The organism is Rhodohalobacter barkolensis (assembly GCF_002834295.1).
GTDB lineage: Bacteria > Bacteroidota > Rhodothermia > Balneolales > Balneolaceae > Rhodohalobacter > Rhodohalobacter barkolensis.
In genome coordinates this window covers 388,808-408,514 of the sequence record NZ_PISP01000003.1, presented here as the reverse complement: position 1 = coordinate 408,514, position 19,707 = coordinate 388,808, and the positions used below count along the sequence as shown (strand labels likewise).

Here is a 19,707-nt window from a genome sequence, read left to right as displayed (position 1 = left end):
CCCCCTTCAAAGGGGGACACTCTTTATATTTCTACTGAATATCAAAAATCTGCACAACACCATGAATTTCATTATTGTCCTGCACGATTAAGGCAGATATTTTAAGCTCGTTCATCATCTGTTCTGCTTCACTTAGTTTAATATCCGGTTTAATGGTTTTAGCATTGGATGTCATGATATTCTCTGCCTTCAGTCTAAAGAACCGGTCTTCTTTGTTTTCCATGGCACGGCGCAGATCTCCGTCGGTAATAATACCAGTTGGGGATGAACCATTTTGCCTGACAATAACCAAACCCATTCGGCCATTCGACATGGCCTGAACCACCTCTTTGATTGGAGTATCGGCAGATACGATAGGTAAATTCTTGGAATGCATGATATCGGCAACTTTTGTGAGAAGTTTTCGGCCCAATGATCCACCGGGGTGATACCTGGCAAACTGTTCAGGTTTAAAGTTTCGCAATTCCATAACGGCTATAGCCAGGGCATCACCCATGGCAAGCGTAGCAGTGGTTGAGGCTGTGGGTGCAAGATTGTTAGGGCACGCCTCTTTAGCCACTTTTACGTCAATGTGAAGATTAGCGGCTCGTGCCAGTGTGGAGTTTGCATTCCCGGTCATGGCCACCAGGCCGGATGAGTAATCTTTTAAAAAAGGAACGATTTTCAGTAGTTCGTCTGTCTCACCTGAGTAGGAAAGAGCCAGTACAACATCATCGGGCTGCAGCATTCCCAGATCACCGTGAATGGCTTCTGCGGGATGGAGGAAAAAGGATGGCGTGCCTGTACTTGAAAAAGTAGCCGTCAGCTTCATCCCGATCACTCCCGATTTCCCCATGCCCGTGATAATAAGGCGACCTTTTGACTGAAAGATAAAAGAGACAGCATCATTAAAACTCTGATCCAATCGGTCAATCAGGCTTGTAATAGCGTCAGCTTCTATTGTTAAAGTGTTTATAGCTGAAACCTTCATGTCTTGTATGTTATTAGTATTACTTTTTTGCATTTAATGGCTCCTGAGTTTTTATTTGACATCCTGTTAGCTCTGTCTCGAGGTTATTCATTATCTTGAGTTTAAAATTAATTCTGCAAATTCCCTGAGAGCCCCGCTTCCTCCTTTGCTTTCACATACATAATCCGCAATATCCCTTATTTTTGCGGCTGCATCAGCCGGGCAGGCGGATAGACCTGCAATGCTGAACGCCGGCAGATCATTCACATCATCGCCGATATACGCGGTTTGTGCAGGGGAGATATCAAGAAGGTGGATAATTTCCGTAACGGTCTTCTCCTTATCTTTTATACCCTGATGCACGATTTCAATCCCCAACTCCGAGGCTCGTATGGTAACCATATCACTTTTTCGCCCCGTAACGATTCCAACTGTTATTCCGGACTTTTGCAATAGCTTAACACCCATCCCATCCTTAATATTGAAGGCCTTCATTGCTTCCCCCTCATGGGAGTAGTAGAGCTTGCCATCCGTAAGAACACCGTCTACGTCGGTGAGCAGTAGGGAAATTTCCCTGCATTTCTCTTGTATCGTCATGATTTGACCAACTCTTTAATCAAGGGTTCAAGCTTATCAAGAAAGAGCATGTTCGGCCCGTCCGATTTGGCTATTTCAGGATTGGGATGGGTCTCTATAAAAAATGCATTTGCTCCGAACGCTTTGGCAGCTTTTGCCATATATGGAACAAATTCTCTGTTTCCACCGGTTTTGCCACCCAGCCCCCCGGGACGCTGTACGCTGTGGGTACAATCCATTACTACGGGTACGCCATACTCTATCATGTCAGGGATATTTCGGAAATCTACCACCAGGTTGTTGTACCCGTGCATATTTCCCCGTTCAGTCAGCATCACCCGGTTATTTCCGGTGCTCTTCACTTTTTCAAGCGGATAGAGCATATCTTCTCCGGAGAGAAACTGTGCTTTTTTGATATTCACGATTTTTCCGGTCTCTGCAGCCGCGAGCAGCAGGTCCGTTTGCCGGCACAGAAATGCCGGAATCTGAAGGATATCTGCTACTTGACCCGCCTTTTCTGCTTGGTACGGTTCATGAATGTCAGTCGTAATGTAAAGGCCGTATTCTTCTTTGACCTCCGCCAGCATCTCAAGGCCTTTTTCAAGACCCGGTCCGCGAAATGAAGTCACGGCCGTTCGGTTCGCTTTGTCGAAAGAGGATTTAAAAATGAAGACGGCGTCTGTTTCATCTTGAAGCTTATTTACCTGCTTTGCTACGGTATGCAGCAACTCGATGCTTTCGATGACGCATGGCCCCAGTATAAAGGTTGTTTTACTCTCTATTTGATTGTAGAGGTTGTTACTCTGTGTACTCATTCTTCTTTATTATATAGTGTATAGTTATCGATTAATCCCATCTCTTGTGCCTTTTCAAGATCTTCCAAGGTATTGATTTCCGGTACCATTTTATCATAGGTTGAAACATAAATGGATAGACCCTCCTCCAAAGCCCGCATCTGTTCAAGTCCTTCGGCAAGTTCCAATTTGGATGCGTTTAGTCTGCTTATTTTCTGTAGCGCAGCAGCGCTGTACGCGTAGAGGCCCACATGCTGGTAGACAGGCAGGTCTTCAACTTGATTTCTAAAATATGGGATGGGGGAGCGCGTAAAAAACATCGCAATATTCTTCCGGTTCACGGCAACCTTCACCGTGTTTGGGTTGCCGATCTCCTGCTGGTCAAGCGGGCAGGCCAGTGTTGCCATGTCCGGCTCTAACCCCAGTCGATAAGGTTCAATGAGTTTTTCAATCATAGATGATTCTAAGAATGGCTGATCGCCCTGTACATTTACGAATACATCCGCATCGGGAAATTTTTCTGCAGCTTCAGCAATTCTGTCTGTGCCGCTTTGATGGTCTGCAGAGGTCATCATTGCGGTTGCACCAAATCGCTCAGCTTCTTCCTGGATCAGCTCATGGTCTGTCGCTATGACTACTTCATCTATTCCTTCTGATTGAGACGCACGTTCATGCACCCATTGAAGCATCGATTTCCCGTCAAGTTTATGAAGGATTTTATAGGGCAGGCGTGATGATTGATATCGGGCGGGAATTATAGCAGTTATATGAAATAAGTTCATTTAAAACAGAAATACATTTGTGATTTTTTTGGGTTTATACAGGCGCATATTTATTGATTAGAAAAAAAATTAGAAATTTAAAATAGATCTTCTAACTCTATAATACGACGATCGCGCTCTTTCTTTAATAAACGGGTACCCTGAGATACTTTAGATTTTGCGACCCTACTCGCTTGTAAATGTTCAATATAGATGTCTTCATTAAAACTACCATCAAAGGGAAAAATGTGAAGCATGGATGGTGGTAATCTTTGAATTTTATACCTAGCCAAATTATTGTTTTCAATTACAATTTCTGTAAGAATGACCTGGTCACTTGGAGATGGTTTAACATTTGGCCAGGATTTAAAAATTTCCGCACGCTTTTCAAGGCATTTTTTTTCCCATAATTTTAAAAAATCTTTCGCTCCTTCGGTATCATTAATCCAGATTGTACCAGAGTTTATATCACCATTTCGTCGGGAAAAAACTGCCATATCTCCCTCATAAAGGTGTAAGTATTCCCATGGATTTTTATGGATAAAAGCATCTACATCGCAATAGAGAAGCGCTCCTCGTATTTGTTGCCGTTTTTTCCTCAGCCATGTTGGTTTATAATATCTGGCAAGTTTTTGGATAAACCAATCAGGGTAGTTTTCAGGATCTTCAACTCCCGCAATTTTGTCTACACCCGGTAGCTCATCAACAGAATGTTTAATACCAAGCCGATCAAGAGATGCCCTCATTCGTTTTGCTTCGTTAGTATAAACTTTGTCGGGAGTGTGCATAGCGACTAAAGTCCCATTATTTATGTTTGTATCTGTACGTACTTGATCGTTTACTTTTTCATCTATTGGGTAATTGTGTTTTTTTATATACTCAAGAATATCGGGGAACAACTTAGATAATCTGTTTAATCGTTCGGCATGTTCTGTGCTTTTCCATGCTTTAGATATTTGATCTGTTTTTTTCTGTATGAAGCCAAAATTAGTGTTGTCGAATTTGTCTGTATTTGTTAAGCAATCTGAAAAAGATTTTGAAAATTCAATATCGGCAAATTCGGAGATTTCATCCTGTATATCGTCAGGTTTTTCTAAAAAATCTTCATAGCGAATAATCTTAAATTGAAATTTACCAGCTTCTTTAAGCCTTTCTATCTCATTAAAAGCTTTCCCTACTCCGGGTCTTGTAAAACTCTGATTGGGCTCTATATAAAAACCATAATCCCAAGACTGAAAATACTGCCATGGGATATCTGGATGAACTTCAGTTAGTAAGCTTCTTGGGTCTCTGATTATTACAATAAACTTAAGGTTCCTAAACTTACTTAACAGATCATCTATTTCATTTACAGAAAAAAGATCTGTGGGTTCATAGGTTAGAATGCTTTTCTTGAAAAGACTTTGCGTATCAAGAGCTGAAATATTTTTTTTACTGCTGAAGTTTATACTTGAAGTACAATTTCTGATGACGTCATGCAGAATGGACGAACCTCTTAAATCAGGCCCGCATATGATGATGTGGTCAGATTTATGGCCTTTTCTAAGAGTCTTTCTGAGTACTTGGAGATTATGATACCCGTGAAACCGCAAGTACTTAGTAATTTTTGTTAATTCTTTTTTAGCTCTACCAGTGATTCTTTTTATGATTTTTAACATTTAATATCGTATTTGAGGCTTTTGCCAAATTATAGCTCGGTTATATAATTATAAAATTGTGTTAGTATTTTGATTCAACCTGCATCTATACATGATTTTACATATTATTAACGCTAATATATCTGGCATGTAGCCAGTGTTGTAAAGCTTAAATAGGAACATAAATTAATGTATTGTAAAAAACCACTCAGCTGACTGAACTACCTTAACTGATGAAGTTTAATAATGCATTTACTAGCAAAAAAACAAGCAAAACATTTTTTATATAGTCAACCCGTAGTAGTCAAAAACATCTTTCAGTTGCTTCACATTTTTTGACATATTGTATTGAGCCAAAGGATCAATACGCTCAGATTCCAGTTGTGTAAACTGACTTCTAATAACAGGGTAAGCGCCTGTGATAATACAACTCACATTGTTTTTGTGGTGCATTGCTTTAAACCAAATATCATCTGCTTTAGGTGCTAAAATTTTTATATTTTTGAAATTAAACACTTCTGAATCAAAACACCCCGGAAAGTACAAAACTCCGTTTACACCAAGTGGCAGCAATTCATTAGAACAATATTCTTTCGAGTGCAACTTGTCCCACTTGGTGTATGGACTGTAATCATCGTTATCATTTTTCGTAATTCTTCGTGCCACATTACAACATATAGTTCGTGGATGTTTTTTGTGAGTCATTATGAGGTTTTCAAGCATATCCATAGGGTAGATATGATCGTCATCAATTGTAACAATAAGATCATCAGGATAATCTTTTAGTGCATGTATCAATTTAGTGTGTGGGCCGAGATCCTGGCAATATTTAACTTTCAACCCCCTTCTCATCAATCGTTTCAAAGATAGGGGCAAGTTTTCGTTGCTGAATTTGGTCTGATCCAACCAGAGTACTATCTCATCCGGTTTAAATGACTGTTGACCAATACTTTCAATTGGTAGATAAGCTGATTTTATCCTTCCGCCAAAGGTAGTCAATGATACAACCAATTTCTGTTTACGCGAATCATTGTTGAGAAGTTTTTCACTGTTACACAAAAACTTTTGCTTTAAAAGTTCTTGTGTAACAACATCTTTTGTTCTTTTAGTAACATGATTTAATAGATCAGATTCACGATGCTTTCTAAAGTGGGAGTAAAATTTCTTGATAAGTTTTTTCATTCAAGGTCATTTTTTTATTAATTATAAATGCTATTGGAACACTGACACAAATTTTAAGCATGCAGGAAAAAATTGATATCAAATAAAATGATATCTAAGGAGTAGGCACATGAGAATTCATATCATTTTACAAAGGGCCATTTTTAAGACAAAAAATTAGACATCAAAGACGCAATAACAAAAATAGTACATTCTAATTATAGCGGAAGGAAACACTCCTGCTAGATGTGAGATCAGATAATTTTGTATTAAGGTATGGATAAATTATTCAGTCCTCTGAATATATCAAGTAATCTAGTATGTTGCCTTTAGTAATAGTTTGGTTTTTCAGTTTCCAGGTCAGTTTATATAAGGGGGGATTGCTTTTCATCGGTCAGTCTTGGTTGCGGTTAACATTCCGTCTCAGCCAAACTTCCGCTGCCGGTCTTCGAAACTGGCCCAGGTTTCGGGAGCTATGATCATTCCAGTAGCTGCAGAGCTCCCTATAAAATTTGACCAATAATGGATTGCCTGGCCCAGATGCAATGAAACAGTTGGAAATAATGCGGACGCGCCCGGGCCGGTGAAGCATAAACAGACCGGCGTCCATATAGATTGGTAGCCTCTCCTCCAGCGGCTGCAAGCAAAAGCAGGTTGGGACAGCCCTACGCCTCCATAACTGATCAGTAATTTGGTGCAGATCAGATCGGAAATGTGAAGTAATCGAATTTTATGATGATCGTCTTCGGAAAGATCGATGCCGTCTATATGCTCCCATACAGAATCATTATCTAGCAGGTGGATTTTCCGTCAGGATGGTGTTTTTTGCCATGAGGAAATGCAGTATAGATTGATCTCAGAGGCCTAGCCAAAATTTTTATGACCATTTGTCAATATCATCAGAAAAAATTCATTACAATAATTTATGACAATAATTAGAAACCAATTATTTGCAAGGCACCACAATTAAGAAATTTAAATTGAATTATAAGGTTTTCAGGTCTTACCTTGAGAGACGGATAAAATTAGTGCATGTAAGTGCTCTCAAAAACAGGTATTTAAAGGACTATTTTGCTGAACTTAATTAAAAAGCTGTTCTACATACTGCCCAAGGGAGACCCGTTTAAAGTTGCGATTCTGTTTGTGATGATGTTGGTTGCTGCCGGCCTTGAGGTGATTGGGATTGGTATGATTCCGGCGTTTGTATCCATTGTGGCCTCTCCGGAACAGGTGTTGGGTTATGAGCCTTTACAGTTTCTATGGTCTGCCCTTGATATTACAACGGACCGGGATCTGCTAATATGGGGTTCAGTGGCACTGGTGGGAATTTTCATACTCAAGAGTATATATATCGTCTTCTTCAACTATGTAGAAGCAAGGTTTATCTTTAATCGGCGGTATATGATCAGTCATCGGTTAATGAGCTCCTATATGCAAGCTCCGTATACCTTTCATCTGGGCATAAATACCTCTGAACTACTGCGGAATCTGACGAGTGAAGTGAACATCATTGTCAATCACATCATGACAAACCTTCTGAAAATGAGCCGGGAAGGGTTGATGGCTGTCTCCATTCTGCTGTTCCTGTTTACCATGGAGCCCTTAATAACCATGGTGGTAATGCTTTTTTCAGGGATTGGTGCCGGCAGCTTTCTGTTTCTGACACAGAAAAAAATGAAGGCCTATGGAGAGCAGGAGCAGGGTCATCGTAGAAAAATGATCCAGGCGATCAACCAGGGGCTGGGTGGCATAAAAGATGCACGGGTACTGAATCGGGAACAGTATTTTATAGAAAAATTCAGAACAGAAGTGTACGACAGCACAAGGTTACTTGCCTGGATTCGATATATTCAGCAAATTCCAAAGCCGGTAGTGGAAACAACAGCGGTTCTCGGAATGATGATGATTTCTGCGCTGATGGTTTGGCAGGGCCGGGCGATGAGTACAATAATCCCAATCCTCACGCTTTTTGCAATGGCAACCGTAAGATTAATGCCTGCTATCCAGCAGCTTAGTTCAATGTATACTGCGGTTCGATATAATCTTGTAGCGATTGATCCGATCTATGATGATTTGACAAAGCTTGCCGAATATAGAAAGCAGTTTCTTGAAGACCGAAAGAGCGGTAAAAAGATGACTCTTGAAAAGCAGATTAAAGCAGATAGTGTAAGCTATAGCTATCCGGGAAGTGATGAATTAGCGCTAAGCAAAGTGTCTTTTGAAATTCCGCGGGGAAAGGCGGTCGCATTTGTAGGTGAGTCCGGTGCGGGAAAAACCACCATTGTGGATCTTTTGCTTGGACTGCTGGAACCGACTGGCGGAGAAATAATGGTGGATGGAAGGAATATTCATGAAAAACTTTCTGCCTGGCAGATCAATGTTGGGTATATCCCACAATCCATATATCTGGCAGATGAAACGCTTCGAAATAATATCGCTTTTGGTGTACAGGATGACGAGATCGATGATAAAAAAGTAATGGAGGCCATTGAGTCTGCATCACTTAGCGAAATGGTGAGTCGCCTGCCGAATGGTCTGGACACGATGATCGGAGAAAACGGAACCCGAATATCGGGTGGCCAGCGACAACGTGTGGGTATTGCAAGGGCGCTCTATCACAATCCGCAGGTACTGGTGATGGATGAAGCGACCTCCGCGCTGGACAATATAACGGAGAAAGAGATTACCCGGGCTATTGAAACCCTGAAGGGGGAACGTACAATTATCATGATTGCCCACAGGCTGACTACGGTTGAAAATTGCGATAGGCTCTATCTAATGAAGGATGGAAAAATTGTGGATGAGGGAAGTTATGGGGAGCTAGTGGAGAAAAATAAGGAGTTTAGAAAAATGGCGCTGGTTGAGTAGTTGAAATGAATATTAGTTAATAAGGGAATTAGAGTCTGATAGGAGTTTTTAGTTATGAATGTTAAGTTTTTAGTTGGTGGCACAATCTTCTTTATGTCAATAATATTTCATTTGAATAAATGACCTTTCGGGCGTGAACCGGACAACCGGTAACCAAAAACCGTAAACCAATAACGTCAATAGTGAACAGAGCAGAGAGAATACAACGAATTGATTATTTAGTCAGAGAAGAATCTGATTTAGGATCATTTACGGCCGAACGGATGGAGTTCAGCGAGCTACTGTTTACTGAGTTGCAACTGGTGTTAAATGAGGTGCACGGTATGAACGCGTCTCTTCGATTCTGGAAGCTCATTGTTGAAGATCATCTGCTGGCTGAAGTACTGCGAAAAGATAATTTAAGAGATACAAACTGGACAGGTAATCCGGAGTGGTACGCCGTTGTGAACTTTTCGAACTACCCAACCTTTAAAGAGAAAATAAGAAATTTGGGAGGTCATTTAATCAGGTCTCTAAAAACGAGGAAGGTTAAAGCAGAGATAAATCGTTTACTACAGAAAAAAAGTGAGATATACATAGGATTTAATGGACTACCTGTACCGGAAGTCAATAATAATGCAGCAATATTCGCACGCAGCTATCCATTTATTTTTGGAAACGGGGATAGTAAAAAAAGAGAAATTCTGAATAAGATTGCCGAAAAATATACAAGTCAGTTCCTTAGAAATATTATCCGTCGTATCCCAAAAATTTATATAGAGAACTTTAACAAGTTGTACAATAGTGTGGAGCTATATGAACCAGAGAGGAAAACGTTCCATGTACATTTGACCGATTCCCTTTCTGAAACGATGATGATTGCAAAATACAGTGAGGAGGGGGCTAAGCTGGTATGGTACCAGCACGGCTGTTACTATGGAGAGGTGGTTCATAAATACCGGGGATATTTTGAACACTCTACCGGCGATCAGTTTAGAACCTGGGGCTACAAAGAACATCCTATTGATGAACCATGGAGTGCCTACAGGCTGGAAGTATTCAGACAAAAACTTCCGCAAAATGCCGAAGAGCCAACTTATGACCTGATGCTCTGTTACGCTGCTATGGATGAGCGTAATAAGAATCGGTTTATAAGAAATACCGGCTATCTTTTGGATGAATTAGATTCGGTAAAGTATAAAAAAATTCTGGCTAGGCCGCGCCCGGTGAATAGCCGTGTATCCGCCTCAGACCAGTTTAGTTTCATATCCGACGCTCGTGTAGTTGTAGCTCCGGACGGCAGCTCTATTGCCAGGCAGGTATCGAAAAGTCGTATTGTGCTGCAGATGCGGGTTCCCTCAACCAATTTTCTGGAGTGTATATACTGCGATCATCCGGTAATTGGTTTGTTAGATAATGATCAGCCGACTGAAATCGTGACGCCATTTTATGAGCATTTTTTGAAAAGAGGTCTTCTTCACCGGGACATGGAGTCTGCCGTGCAATTTCTCAATGAGGTAAATCTGGAAAATTGGTGGACTGAGATTACCCAAAGCCGGGAATATCAGGCCTATAAGCAAACATTTACAAATTCAGACCAATTCAAAGAAACTATTGTGAGATGATCAATTGGTTGGTAAAAAAAATTACCGGAAAGCAGATCGTATTTGTTCATCGCCACAGAAATACGATTCCCATCATTGAGGATAATCAAAACAGATATATTTTTTTTGATCCCGGTTTTATATGGAAATCTATGGGCATTGTGGGAAAGCAAAATAAACTTAGATACCGGTTGATGTACCTGTTTTTGTCACTTGTGAAACCTGTTTGGATAATAAGTTTTAACTGGCTGGATAAACTTGAATCGCTCTACCTGGTTTGGGCTAATGATCATCAGAGACAGTTTATTGTAGTTCAGCACGGGATCTATTACGGCGGTATAATGCGAGATATCCAGGAAAAATATATTAAATGCAATATTATGCTGGTGTGGAGCGACTATTTCAGGAAAATGTTTCTTAAGAATAATCCGAAAAAAGAATTTCGCTGTATTTCTTTCGGTAATCCGGTTTATAATCAATATAACAGAAAATGTATTGAATATTCTGAGAATCCGGGAGACAGAATTTTATTGGTGCCGTCATTGACGAAAGGCCATCGGCTGGAAATACTTAATAAGCTTATTGAAAACTTATTGCATCTGGATTTTGAAGTTACAATCAAAGAGCACTATTTGCAGTCTCGGGAGACTAAACCGATTCTCACGGAGGGATGCATCAAAACGGAAGGGGATGACTTTCATCTGTATCGGCTGGTGCGGTCTCAAAAGTATGATGTAGTGATCACGGATGTGTCAACGGCTATGACCGATAGTATCTTTTTTAAAAACCGTGTGATCTATTTTTCTCCGGAATTTGATGGAATAGATTACAATGATAATGTGTATGAGGAGTATCTTCCCAACATAGCACATTCATTTGATCAACTGAGAAGCCGAAGTGAATTATTTTCACATATAGATCTGGAAGCGCAGGAACAGCTTCTCAAAAGGCTTGTAAAGACGGAGCACTTGTCTAACGATTTGGCACAACTGACAGAAAACCGTGATATAAAAGATTATAAATTAAATAATTTGGAAATTGATTAACTATGAAACCGACACTCTATTTACATTGCGGAATTTATAAAACAGGAAGTTCTTTTTTGCAAACTATGTTTGTCAGGAATAGAGATCTGCTGAAGAGTAGGAGTATACACTACCCAAAATCTGAGAAAGAAATGGATATGTATGAAGGGAGAATTACGGCCGGGAACGGTATTCATCTTTCCAGAAAACTGAGCGAAAAAGAGACGTCAGTGGCTGAATTGTTTTCACGGGATTTAGCGGATGCAAGAAAAATGAACTTGACGGCTGTTCTCTATTCAAGTGAACTATTATTTAATCGGTTTGCAGAGAAAGATTCATTTGAAAAATTGTGTAGTGCGGCAGATACTGTCGGTTTCGGGGGCATACACGCCCTGATTTATTTCAGAGACCCTGTTTCTCATGCTCTCTCCACCTATAAACATCGGGCTAAATATGGGGATCACCCTGATTTTAAAGAATGGTTGCAAAAAGAGTATGAAATTTATGGTTTGATTCAGGCCTTTCTCAAATATTCCGATGACTCACGGGTTCAATGGTCATGCAGAAAATATGATCGGGATTCAATCTATATGGTGCGATCTTCGTTTGTGGATTGGTTGGAAACAGAGACTCCTGAAATTCCCCGGGATGATCGGGTTAATGCTTCACTGCAGCTGAATGAAATACGTGTACTGCAGTCAATAAAAAAGAAGTGTCCCGGGTGTGAAGATTTCCTGAGAGAATCTCTTTTGACTGTAAAAACCGAAGAGAAAGAGAGTGAGAGAGGGCTTAAAGAGGAGTATACATCTTTGATTGCGGAAAGGTGGCGAGATTACGAGTTGTTGTTGCAGGCGTTAAATGCTAAAATGAGAGAGAGTGAAAAACTGACGATACAAGCAGTTGACACACCTAAGAATAAAGAACCTTTTGTAGCTCTCTCTGAAAAACAGCTGGAGGCCATAGCGGAGGGGATGACAGTTTATTGGGACGCTCAAAAGCTAACCTCCAGAATAGGGGATATTTGGGATAGAGGATTAAATAAAGTCAGGCGAAAGTGGACAGCTTCCAGGTTTTACAATAATTACCCTTCATGAGAGAGATTACTGAACATATTACCGAAGTCGGGAATCTGTACTGTAGCAATACGTATGATGGGTTTGTGAAAGACCGCACACTCTTTCCATATTTCCTGATACTTTTTATGATTAGTCCGGTGCTGGCTTTGATCTCGGGGATGTTCAGCTTCAGACAAAGAGGGGCGAAACTCATAATGATTCTTTTTTTCGGGGTTTTGGGTTACTCATGGATTATAAATCCGGGAATGGATTCGCATTCAATTATTGAAAATTTTCAGGATAGATACCTGGTGATGTCGTTCAGTCAATTCTTATACGAGACTGAAATGTTAATAACACTCAAGGGAGATGATAATATTGCCAATGATGCGTATCAGCATTTTCTGCTCTATTCTATTTCGATGATCACTGAACAGGGGAAATGGGTCATGTTCAGTCTGGCCTCAATTTTTGGATTCTTCTATGTAAAAAATGCCTGGATGGTCTACAAAGAAAGAAAAGAAGAGTGGGATTTAGTCAGTTTACTACTATTTATATTTTTTATTTCATGGATTAGTGTTATTGGAATTAATGCTCCCCGGAACTACACGGGAGGGATGGTGTTTTTTTTCGGTGCTTATTCTTACTTGAGAACCGGCAAAGCAAGCTACTTAGTATTAGTGGCAATGACACCATTATTTCACTTTATGTATTTCGCAATTGCACCATGCTTTTTTGTCTATGTATTCCTAAAAGATCGAAAATACCTATATCTGGGAATATTGGCTGTATCATTCGTTGGAACTTTAGGCTTGGCGCAGCTTGATCCAATCTTAACCTCAACTGAGTTAACTGAAAGTAGAGCTGAAATTTACACCGGAGAAAATTGGGAGGATGGCCCGCCGGGAACGTTCGAAACGAATAAAAGTTTTCATGCTCAGTACTATCGAGAAGCCGGAGAATGGGCAATAACAGGAATCTTTTTTGGGGTTCTGTTTTTGGGTGGGTATCTGAAAGATAAAAACCACGATCAGTTACAAAACGGATTGGCGGGAACCGCTTTACTTATTCTCTCCTTTTCAAATTTTATGACGGCGATTCCGGCCTTGAGCGGCAGGTCCCATATCTACTTTGGGCTGTTTGCCCTGGCATACCTGGTTCGTTTTTTCAGTTCAAATAAAATTGAAAATAAAAAACTCTATTGGTTGGTATACCTGTTCCTGCCGGCGATACTTCTTTTCCTGTTTACACAATTCAGTCGAATCGGCGACTATGCAGATTTTCGGGTTTTAGTCAGCCCCTTGCTTTACCCGTTCATTGGAGATGATCCGATTTCCATGAAGGAGTTTATCCGGACGATATTAGAATTGTAGCGGTTCATGAAATTAGCAGTACACTAAAGTGTCCAGAATTGACTGTTTACAACAAAAACAAGCAGATTTAAATGGTAAATGGTAAATGGTAAATGGTAAATGGTAAATGGTAAATGGTAAATGGTAAATGGTAAATGGTAAATGGTAAATGGTAAATGGTGTAAGGATTATGTTAAAGAAATTAGTTCTTTTAAAATTTTAAAGAGTTTCAAATTTTGAAACATTCTTTTTGAAGGGTGCAAACTCATTAATTTTTCAGATATGAAATATAGAATCGTTTTTGTTTTAACTCCTGCATTTGACCCGAATGCGGGTGGGGTGCAGCGAACAACCTTTAAGCTGGGCAATTATTTCACTAATCAAGGACACGAAGTAGCCTATTACTCCTTTTCGGTGGGTGGGCATACAGAGTGTCAATATGGAGAACTCTTTCACAGCCGGCAACCCGGTGGATGTTCGAACAGAGAAAACCTAAACTACCTGGAAGAGGTGTGTGTCAGCTTTAACCCTGACTTTGTGATTAATCAGATGCCCTACGACTACCCGATCACGGAACGGCTGGGCAAACTCAAAAAAACGCATGATTTTATCCTGCTGGGCTGTCTTCGAAACTCACTTTTCAGTGTTGTCAATAATCTGGAGAAAACCATGCAGGAGATGTTGCCGGATTCACTGTTCAAGCTTTTCAATAATCCTGTCGGCAGAAAAATGGCTTTAGAACGTCATAAATACCTTCACCGGAAATCGCTGAAACATATTTTGAGCAACCACGACCGCTATATTCTGCTTTCCCCTCCCAATAATAAAGAGTTGAAGTACTTCGTAGGGGACTTTATGCAGGAAAAAGTACTGGCCATTCCGAACAGCATACCCGAAGTACAGGATGAACCCGGTGAAAAAGAGAAGATCATTTTACATGTGGGTCGGCTAAACGATGATCAAAAAAGGTCGGATCTGCTTCTTCCGTTTTGGAAAGCATGTAAAGACCGGCTACTCGGCTGGAAATTTGTTGTGGTAGGAGATGGTCCCTACATGGCTGAAATGAAAGAACAGATCAGTCAACAGAAGATCGACAGGATTACACTGAAGGGTTTTCAAAAACCGGAATCGTACTACAAAAAAGCATCCATCTTTATGATGCCGTCTGCCTATGAGGGGTTTCCAAATACGATTTTGGAGGCCCAGAGCTATGGGTGCCCGGTTTTGGCTTACAAGAGTTATGATGCACTAAGCTGGATAGTAAACGATGGAACAGACGCGTTTTTAACAGATCCTTACAGGGTAGATGAGATGGCTGATAGTGCAGTTGCGCTTGCTACAAACGAGAAAGAGCGCATGAAAGCACAGAGTGCGGCTTTAGTAAATGCGGCTCGTTTTACGATCGATAAAGTGGGTGAACAGTGGGAAGAGCTCTTTGGTCATTTAGCTGATGTGTAAAGTAAAAAGACCAACCAATTGAATAGAAAAACGGATATAAAGTCTGATGCTAAAAAAAATTAAAAAAATTGCCCGTGATCACTTAACGAATAGCAGAGGCTGGAGAACTGATCGTAAAATTATCGTTATAGAATCGGATGATTGGGGGGCAATTCGTCTTCCGAAAGCTTCGTTGCTACATAAATTAAGTGACTGGGGGATTAAGACTGAAAATGACCCCATGCTTAGAAATGACGCAATGGCGTCTGAAGAAGATCTGGAGGCACTATTTAATACTTTGAGGGGTGTAAGAGAAAAGGGTTCGCCGGTACTTACCGCAAATACAATTGTTGCCAATCCGGATTTTAAGAGAATTGAGGCAGACGGTTTTCAGCAATATTATTATGAGCCTTTTACCGATACACTGGCAGAGTATCCGTCACATACAAATGCATTTGGACTATGGAAAAAGGGAATGGAAGAGGGCCTTTTCCATCCACAATTCCACGGAAGAGAGCATCTGCACGTTAGCCGCTGGATGAAAGGGCTTCAAAATAGAACTTCGGAAACAGCCCGGCTTTTTGATGAGAGAATATATGCGGTATGTGGTTCCGCATCGACTGAAACTCGCAAAAGCTTTCTTGCCGCCTATGAGTGGGATATAGAGGGCGATCGTACGTTTACGGCACAGTCGATCCGGGAAGGGCTACAGCTGTTTGAGTCAATTTTCGGCTATTCATCTAAAACTGCTATTGCCCCTAACTACACGTGGAATAAAGAGCTGGAGCAGGTATACGCGGAGGGCGGCGTAAAATATTTGCAAGGGAGTACCGCACAGCGCTCACCTGATATTGGAACTGAAGGCAATAAGCTTATTCGTCACTATATGGGAGAAAAAAATGAGCTGAACCAGTTTTATTTAGTACGAAACTGCCGGTTTGAGCCTACTCTTGACCCCGATATTGACAATGTTGCACGATGTTTGGAGCAAATCAGCACTGCTTTTTTATGGAAGAAACCTGCCATAATCGAATCTCACAGAGTAAATTATATCGGTTATATTGATCCGAAAACCCGGGATAAAAATTTAAAATTATTAGATATACTCCTTCGTAAAACTGTCGAAAAATGGCCGGATGTAGAGTTTATGACTTCTGACAGGTTGGGGGAGTTGATGGATGAGTCGTTATAACTCACCCCTGTCCCCTCTCTATGATTAGAGAGGGAGAACTCCATTGTTGGTTAAGATATGTTTAATACGAGAGGGGGTGATTGAATCCAATAAAAAAGAGATGTCTCGCCTGCCACCCGAAGCTTTAGCGTAGGTTGGACTACGGCCTGAACGGCATAGGCCTTCCTACCAGTGAAAGATGTGATAATTGGCTTAAATCAACGTTTTTGCCTGCTCGAACACACCCCTAAATCCCCTCTCAAGAGGGGACTTTCGGATTGTCACATCCTCAACAGTGTTGCCCGCTTTTTGGGCAAATTAGTGGCTCAACGTGACAAAGGATCTTTTTAGATAAGAAAAACCGACGTATCGGGATTGGATCAATTCAACATTCAGGTTAACGCCGGTACAATTCGGACTCACCCCCTGTCCCCCTCTCTGCGAGCAAAGAGGTAAGACTCCTTTGTTGGTTAGGATGTAAAAAATTTGGGTTACTCGATATCGCGTAATAAAAAGCCCCGGCGGGGGCTTAATATGATTAGCCCCGTACAAGCAACGTGCTTTTTCGGTGCGCAGTGCGGGGTTAGATGGTTGCGTAATCGGACCCCGAGGCGCAGTGTGATGAAAAAGCAATGAGTACATACGAGGGGTTGTTCCTCTGTACCGTGAAAGGTGACCCTTCGACTCCGATCTTCGGTTTACTCCTAACTGTGGACCGGAGTCACCCAAATCTGCGCAGAAGCTTCGGACTCACCCCTGCCTGCACTAAAGCTTCTGCAGGCAGGCCCTGCCTCCTCTCTGCGAGCAAAGAGGGGGAACCCATTCGTTGATTTGATATGACAAATACAGGTTACGCGATTTTGCATAACAAAATACCCATGGATGCCTCCTGTTCGTAACCTTGGTTTAGAATTTGTTAATTGATGCCGGTATAGTTGTAAATCAGCATCTATTCAGTTATCGTTTAATTCAAGAATAAAACAGCTTGAGCAAATGGCAGGTAGTAAGTTGATTCGGACAGATAAAGTTAGCGATTCGTGAGGGTAACCGGTTATGGGTGAGCAAAAGAAAGATGTAGTAAGAATAGTAATTACAGGGGATACTCATCTTGGGGGCGGAAGAGTAACAGAGCTTGCTCGTAAAGGTAATGTGAACTCACTGTTTGGCGAGTATGCTGACCTGATAAAAACAAGCGACCTGGCCATTTCCAACCTGGAATCACCGGTAATAAATGATGGAACCCCAATCCCGAAAACCGGCCCCAGCCTGAAAAGCCCTGCCAACGCAATGCCGGTTTTGAAAAAGGCCGGCTTTGATCTGGTAACCCTTTCCAATAATCATATTATGGATTATGGGGAGGAGGGGCTTTACTCAACGATAAAAGAGTGCAAAGCAAACGGTCTGGCAACTGTGGGCGCGGGAGGTAGCTTTGAAGAAGCATCTAAGCCTTATTTTTGTGAAATAAGCGGCTTAAAAATAGCGATTCTCAATATTGCAGAAAATGAATTTGGTACTACACGAAACGATCAGGCCGGGGGGTATGGAATGGACCCCGTACAAAATTACTATTCTATCCGGGAATGTCGGAAAGATGCGGACCATGTAATTGTGATTGTACACGGAGGACACGAACACTACGAGCTGCCGAGCCCCCGCATGAAAAAAACCTATCGCTTTTTTGCGGATGCAGGTGCTTCGGCCGTAATCTCTCACCATACGCATTGCCCGAGTGGTTATGAAGAATACAACGGTGTGCCCATTTGTTATAGCCTGGGTAATTTTTTGTTTGATCAGCCTGAAAGGGATCGTTCAACGGTATCTTCCTGGCATGAAGGGTTGATCGCCGAGCTATTGGTTTCTCAAAATAAGCTTGAAGTCAGGTATCACCCCTACATTCAGAATTACAGCACACCCGGTTTGAGAAAGATGAACCAGGATGAAAAGGATGCATTTTTTAATAAAATGGAACGCTTAAACAATATTATCAGCGATGATGGCAGGCTGGAGGCTGAATTTAAAAATTACTGCGAAAGGTCATACCGTATGTACAGCGGCTTTTTAGAGCCGCACTCAAACCGTTTACTTCATGCAATGAGGAATAGGAACCTGGCTCCCTCGATGCTCTCGGATAAGAAAAAGAGGCTGCTGCTGAACTTAACACGCTGTGAGTCACACAGGGACGTATTAATTAAAACACTTACACCATGAAAATAGCTATTCATCCAAGAAAAGAAAGTTTTAGCAAGCGATGGATTGAATACTGTGAAAAGATCGGTATTCCATATAAAATCGTAAACTGTTACGATTCTGATATTGTTCAACAGCTTGAAGACTGTGATGCACTGATGTGGCATTTCCACCAGGCAAATTCCAAAGATGCAATTTTCGCGAAGCAGTTGATGTACTCTTTAGAAACAGCCGGTAAAAAAGTATTTCCTGATTTCCATACGTGTTGGCACTTTGATGATAAAGTAGGGCAAAAATATCTTCTTGAAGCAGTAGATGCCCCTCTTGTGCCAACGTATGTATTTTATGAAAAAGAGAAGGCGATGAAGTGGGTGGAAGAGACCACTTTTCCCAAGGTATTTAAACTGAGAAGGGGATCAGGATCCGATCATGTACGTTTGGTAAAAGACAAACGTCAGGCAAGGCAACTTGTAAGACGTGCATTCGGTTCAGGTTTTAGTCAATACGATGCACCTACAAATTTAAGAGAGCGCTTTCGTCTATTTCGCCATGGTAAAACCGGTATAAAAAATGTGATCAAAGGAATTATTCGCCTTGGCTATACAACTGAATTCTCAAAGATTGTAGGCCCGGAAAAAGGTTACGTCTATTTTCAGGACTTTATTCCCGATAACAATCATGATACAAGAATTAATGTTGTTGATGGAAAAGCCTTCGCGGTGCGAAGAGATGTGAGAGTCGGAGATTTTCGCGCGTCGGGAAGTGGATTTAAACGGTATGAAAAAAAATATTTTTCTGACGAAGTTGTGGAAATTTCACAGCAATTAGCAAAAAGGTTAAACCTTCAGGCCGTTGCTTTTGACTATGTGCAGCGTGACGGCGAATACCTCATTGCAGAACTCAGCTATGGATTTTGTGATATGACAGAGGATTGTACCGGGTATTGGGATGAAAATATGAACTGGATAGAAGGCAAGTTTCACGAGCAGGACTGGATGGTGGATATGATGATGAATAAGAAATTTGAAAAAGATAGAAAGCAACAGAATCTGGATTATCAGATTCACAAAAATTGAGCATGAAGCATGCTATTTAAAAAAACAAATATCTTTGGGGGCTCCGGTGTGAAAGTTACAAATGTGTTGATATTA

Annotated in this window: 15 protein-coding genes; 9 read left to right on the top strand and 6 right to left on the bottom strand. The window is 41.1% G+C overall.

All coding sequences use genetic code 11. The annotated features are described in order from the left end of the window. Window positions 1-31: 31 nt before the first annotated feature. The 6 genes from CWD77_RS11710 to CWD77_RS11685 all read right to left on the bottom strand — a co-directional run bounded on the left by CWD77_RS11710 (window position 32) and on the right by CWD77_RS11685 (window position 5,899). Window positions 32-970 carry a KpsF/GutQ family sugar-phosphate isomerase gene (locus tag CWD77_RS11710; RefSeq protein ID WP_206018005.1) on the bottom strand — a complete coding sequence of 313 codons (939 nt, stop codon included), beginning with the start codon at window positions 968-970 and terminating at the stop codon, window positions 32-34. 90 nt (window positions 971-1,060) lie between these two features. Further along, a complete protein-coding gene (locus CWD77_RS11705; protein ID WP_101073750.1) occupies window positions 1,061-1,546 on the bottom strand; it encodes a KdsC family phosphatase in 486 nt (161 codons plus the stop codon). Continuing rightward, window positions 1,543-2,340, bottom strand: coding sequence for a 3-deoxy-8-phosphooctulonate synthase (gene kdsA, locus CWD77_RS11700; RefSeq protein ID WP_101073749.1), 798 nt, complete (start codon window positions 2,338-2,340; stop codon window positions 1,543-1,545). Before kdsA ends, CWD77_RS11705 begins: the two co-directional genes overlap by 4 nt. Further along, window positions 2,337-3,101, bottom strand: coding sequence for a 3-deoxy-manno-octulosonate cytidylyltransferase (kdsB, locus tag CWD77_RS11695; protein WP_101073748.1), 765 nt, complete (start codon window positions 3,099-3,101; stop codon window positions 2,337-2,339). Before kdsB ends, kdsA begins: the two co-directional genes overlap by 4 nt. A 77-nt stretch (window positions 3,102-3,178) precedes the next feature. Beyond that, a complete protein-coding gene (locus tag CWD77_RS11690) occupies window positions 3,179-4,738 on the bottom strand; it encodes a putative nucleotide-diphospho-sugar transferase (RefSeq protein WP_101073747.1) in 1,560 nt (519 codons plus the stop codon). A gap of 261 nt (window positions 4,739-4,999) precedes the next feature. Next, the gene (locus tag CWD77_RS11685) at window positions 5,000-5,899 is read right to left on the bottom strand and encodes a glycosyltransferase (RefSeq protein WP_101073746.1); all 900 of its coding nucleotides are present in this window, start codon (window positions 5,897-5,899) and stop codon (window positions 5,000-5,002) included. A gap of 1,050 nt (window positions 5,900-6,949) precedes the next feature. On the opposite strand from CWD77_RS11685, the gene CWD77_RS11680 reads away from it, so the two are divergent. The 9 genes from CWD77_RS11680 to CWD77_RS11640 all read left to right on the top strand — a co-directional run bounded on the left by CWD77_RS11680 (window position 6,950) and on the right by CWD77_RS11640 (window position 19,632). Continuing rightward, window positions 6,950-8,746, top strand: a complete 1,797-nt coding sequence (locus CWD77_RS11680; RefSeq protein ID WP_101073745.1) for an ABC transporter ATP-binding protein — start codon at window positions 6,950-6,952, stop codon at window positions 8,744-8,746. Window positions 8,747-8,928: 182 nt separating this feature from the next. Then, entirely contained in the window at window positions 8,929-10,350 is a 1,422-nt protein-coding gene (locus CWD77_RS11675) for a hypothetical protein (RefSeq protein WP_101073744.1), read from the top strand. Beyond that, complete coding sequence (locus tag CWD77_RS11670) at window positions 10,347-11,375, top strand: hypothetical protein (RefSeq protein WP_101073743.1); 1,029 nt, start codon at window positions 10,347-10,349, stop codon at window positions 11,373-11,375. Before CWD77_RS11675 ends, CWD77_RS11670 begins: the two co-directional genes overlap by 4 nt. A 131-nt stretch (window positions 11,376-11,506) precedes the next feature. Further along, a complete protein-coding gene (locus tag CWD77_RS11665) occupies window positions 11,507-12,448 on the top strand; it encodes a hypothetical protein (protein WP_133120224.1) in 942 nt (313 codons plus the stop codon). Then, window positions 12,445-13,782 (top strand): EpsG family protein, encoded by a 1,338-nt coding sequence (locus tag CWD77_RS11660; RefSeq protein WP_101073741.1) that lies wholly within the window; start codon window positions 12,445-12,447, stop codon window positions 13,780-13,782. The genes CWD77_RS11665 and CWD77_RS11660 overlap by 4 nt, the downstream gene beginning before the upstream one ends. Window positions 13,783-14,043: 261 nt before the next feature. Next, window positions 14,044-15,219, top strand: a complete 1,176-nt coding sequence (locus CWD77_RS11655) for a glycosyltransferase (protein WP_101073740.1) — start codon at window positions 14,044-14,046, stop codon at window positions 15,217-15,219. Between the two features lie 46 nt (window positions 15,220-15,265). Continuing rightward, window positions 15,266-16,390, top strand: a complete 1,125-nt coding sequence (locus CWD77_RS11650; RefSeq protein WP_101073739.1) for a polysaccharide deacetylase family protein — start codon at window positions 15,266-15,268, stop codon at window positions 16,388-16,390. A 1,032-nt stretch (window positions 16,391-17,422) separates the two neighbouring features. Further along, a complete protein-coding gene (locus CWD77_RS11645) occupies window positions 17,423-18,577 on the top strand; it encodes a CapA family protein (protein ID WP_101073738.1) in 1,155 nt (384 codons plus the stop codon). Next, window positions 18,574-19,632, top strand: coding sequence for an ATP-grasp domain-containing protein (locus tag CWD77_RS11640; protein ID WP_101073737.1), 1,059 nt, complete (start codon window positions 18,574-18,576; stop codon window positions 19,630-19,632). Before CWD77_RS11645 ends, CWD77_RS11640 begins: the two co-directional genes overlap by 4 nt. Window positions 19,633-19,707: the final 75 nt, after the last annotated feature.

Coding starts and splice junctions, on each gene's coding strand:
- kdsB (WP_101073748.1), bottom strand. CDS start 3,101: ATGAACTTATTTCATATAACTGCTATAATTCCCGCCCGATATCAATCA.
- kdsA (WP_101073749.1), bottom strand. CDS start 2,340: ATGAGTACACAGAGTAACAACCTCTACAATCAAATAGAGAGTAAAACA.
- CWD77_RS11650 (WP_101073739.1), top strand. CDS start 15,266: ATGCTAAAAAAAATTAAAAAAATTGCCCGTGATCACTTAACGAATAGC.
- CWD77_RS11660 (WP_101073741.1), top strand. CDS start 12,445: ATGAGAGAGATTACTGAACATATTACCGAAGTCGGGAATCTGTACTGT.
- CWD77_RS11705 (WP_101073750.1), bottom strand. CDS start 1,546: ATGACGATACAAGAGAAATGCAGGGAAATTTCCCTACTGCTCACCGAC.
- CWD77_RS11645 (WP_101073738.1), top strand. CDS start 17,423: ATGGGTGAGCAAAAGAAAGATGTAGTAAGAATAGTAATTACAGGGGAT.
- CWD77_RS11670 (WP_101073743.1), top strand. CDS start 10,347: ATGATCAATTGGTTGGTAAAAAAAATTACCGGAAAGCAGATCGTATTT.
- CWD77_RS11665 (WP_133120224.1), top strand. CDS start 11,507: ATGGATATGTATGAAGGGAGAATTACGGCCGGGAACGGTATTCATCTT.
- CWD77_RS11710 (WP_206018005.1), bottom strand. CDS start 970: ATGAAGGTTTCAGCTATAAACACTTTAACAATAGAAGCTGACGCTATT.
- CWD77_RS11685 (WP_101073746.1), bottom strand. CDS start 5,899: ATGAAAAAACTTATCAAGAAATTTTACTCCCACTTTAGAAAGCATCGT.
- CWD77_RS11690 (WP_101073747.1), bottom strand. CDS start 4,738: ATGTTAAAAATCATAAAAAGAATCACTGGTAGAGCTAAAAAAGAATTA.
- CWD77_RS11640 (WP_101073737.1), top strand. CDS start 18,574: ATGAAAATAGCTATTCATCCAAGAAAAGAAAGTTTTAGCAAGCGATGG.
- CWD77_RS11655 (WP_101073740.1), top strand. CDS start 14,044: ATGAAATATAGAATCGTTTTTGTTTTAACTCCTGCATTTGACCCGAAT.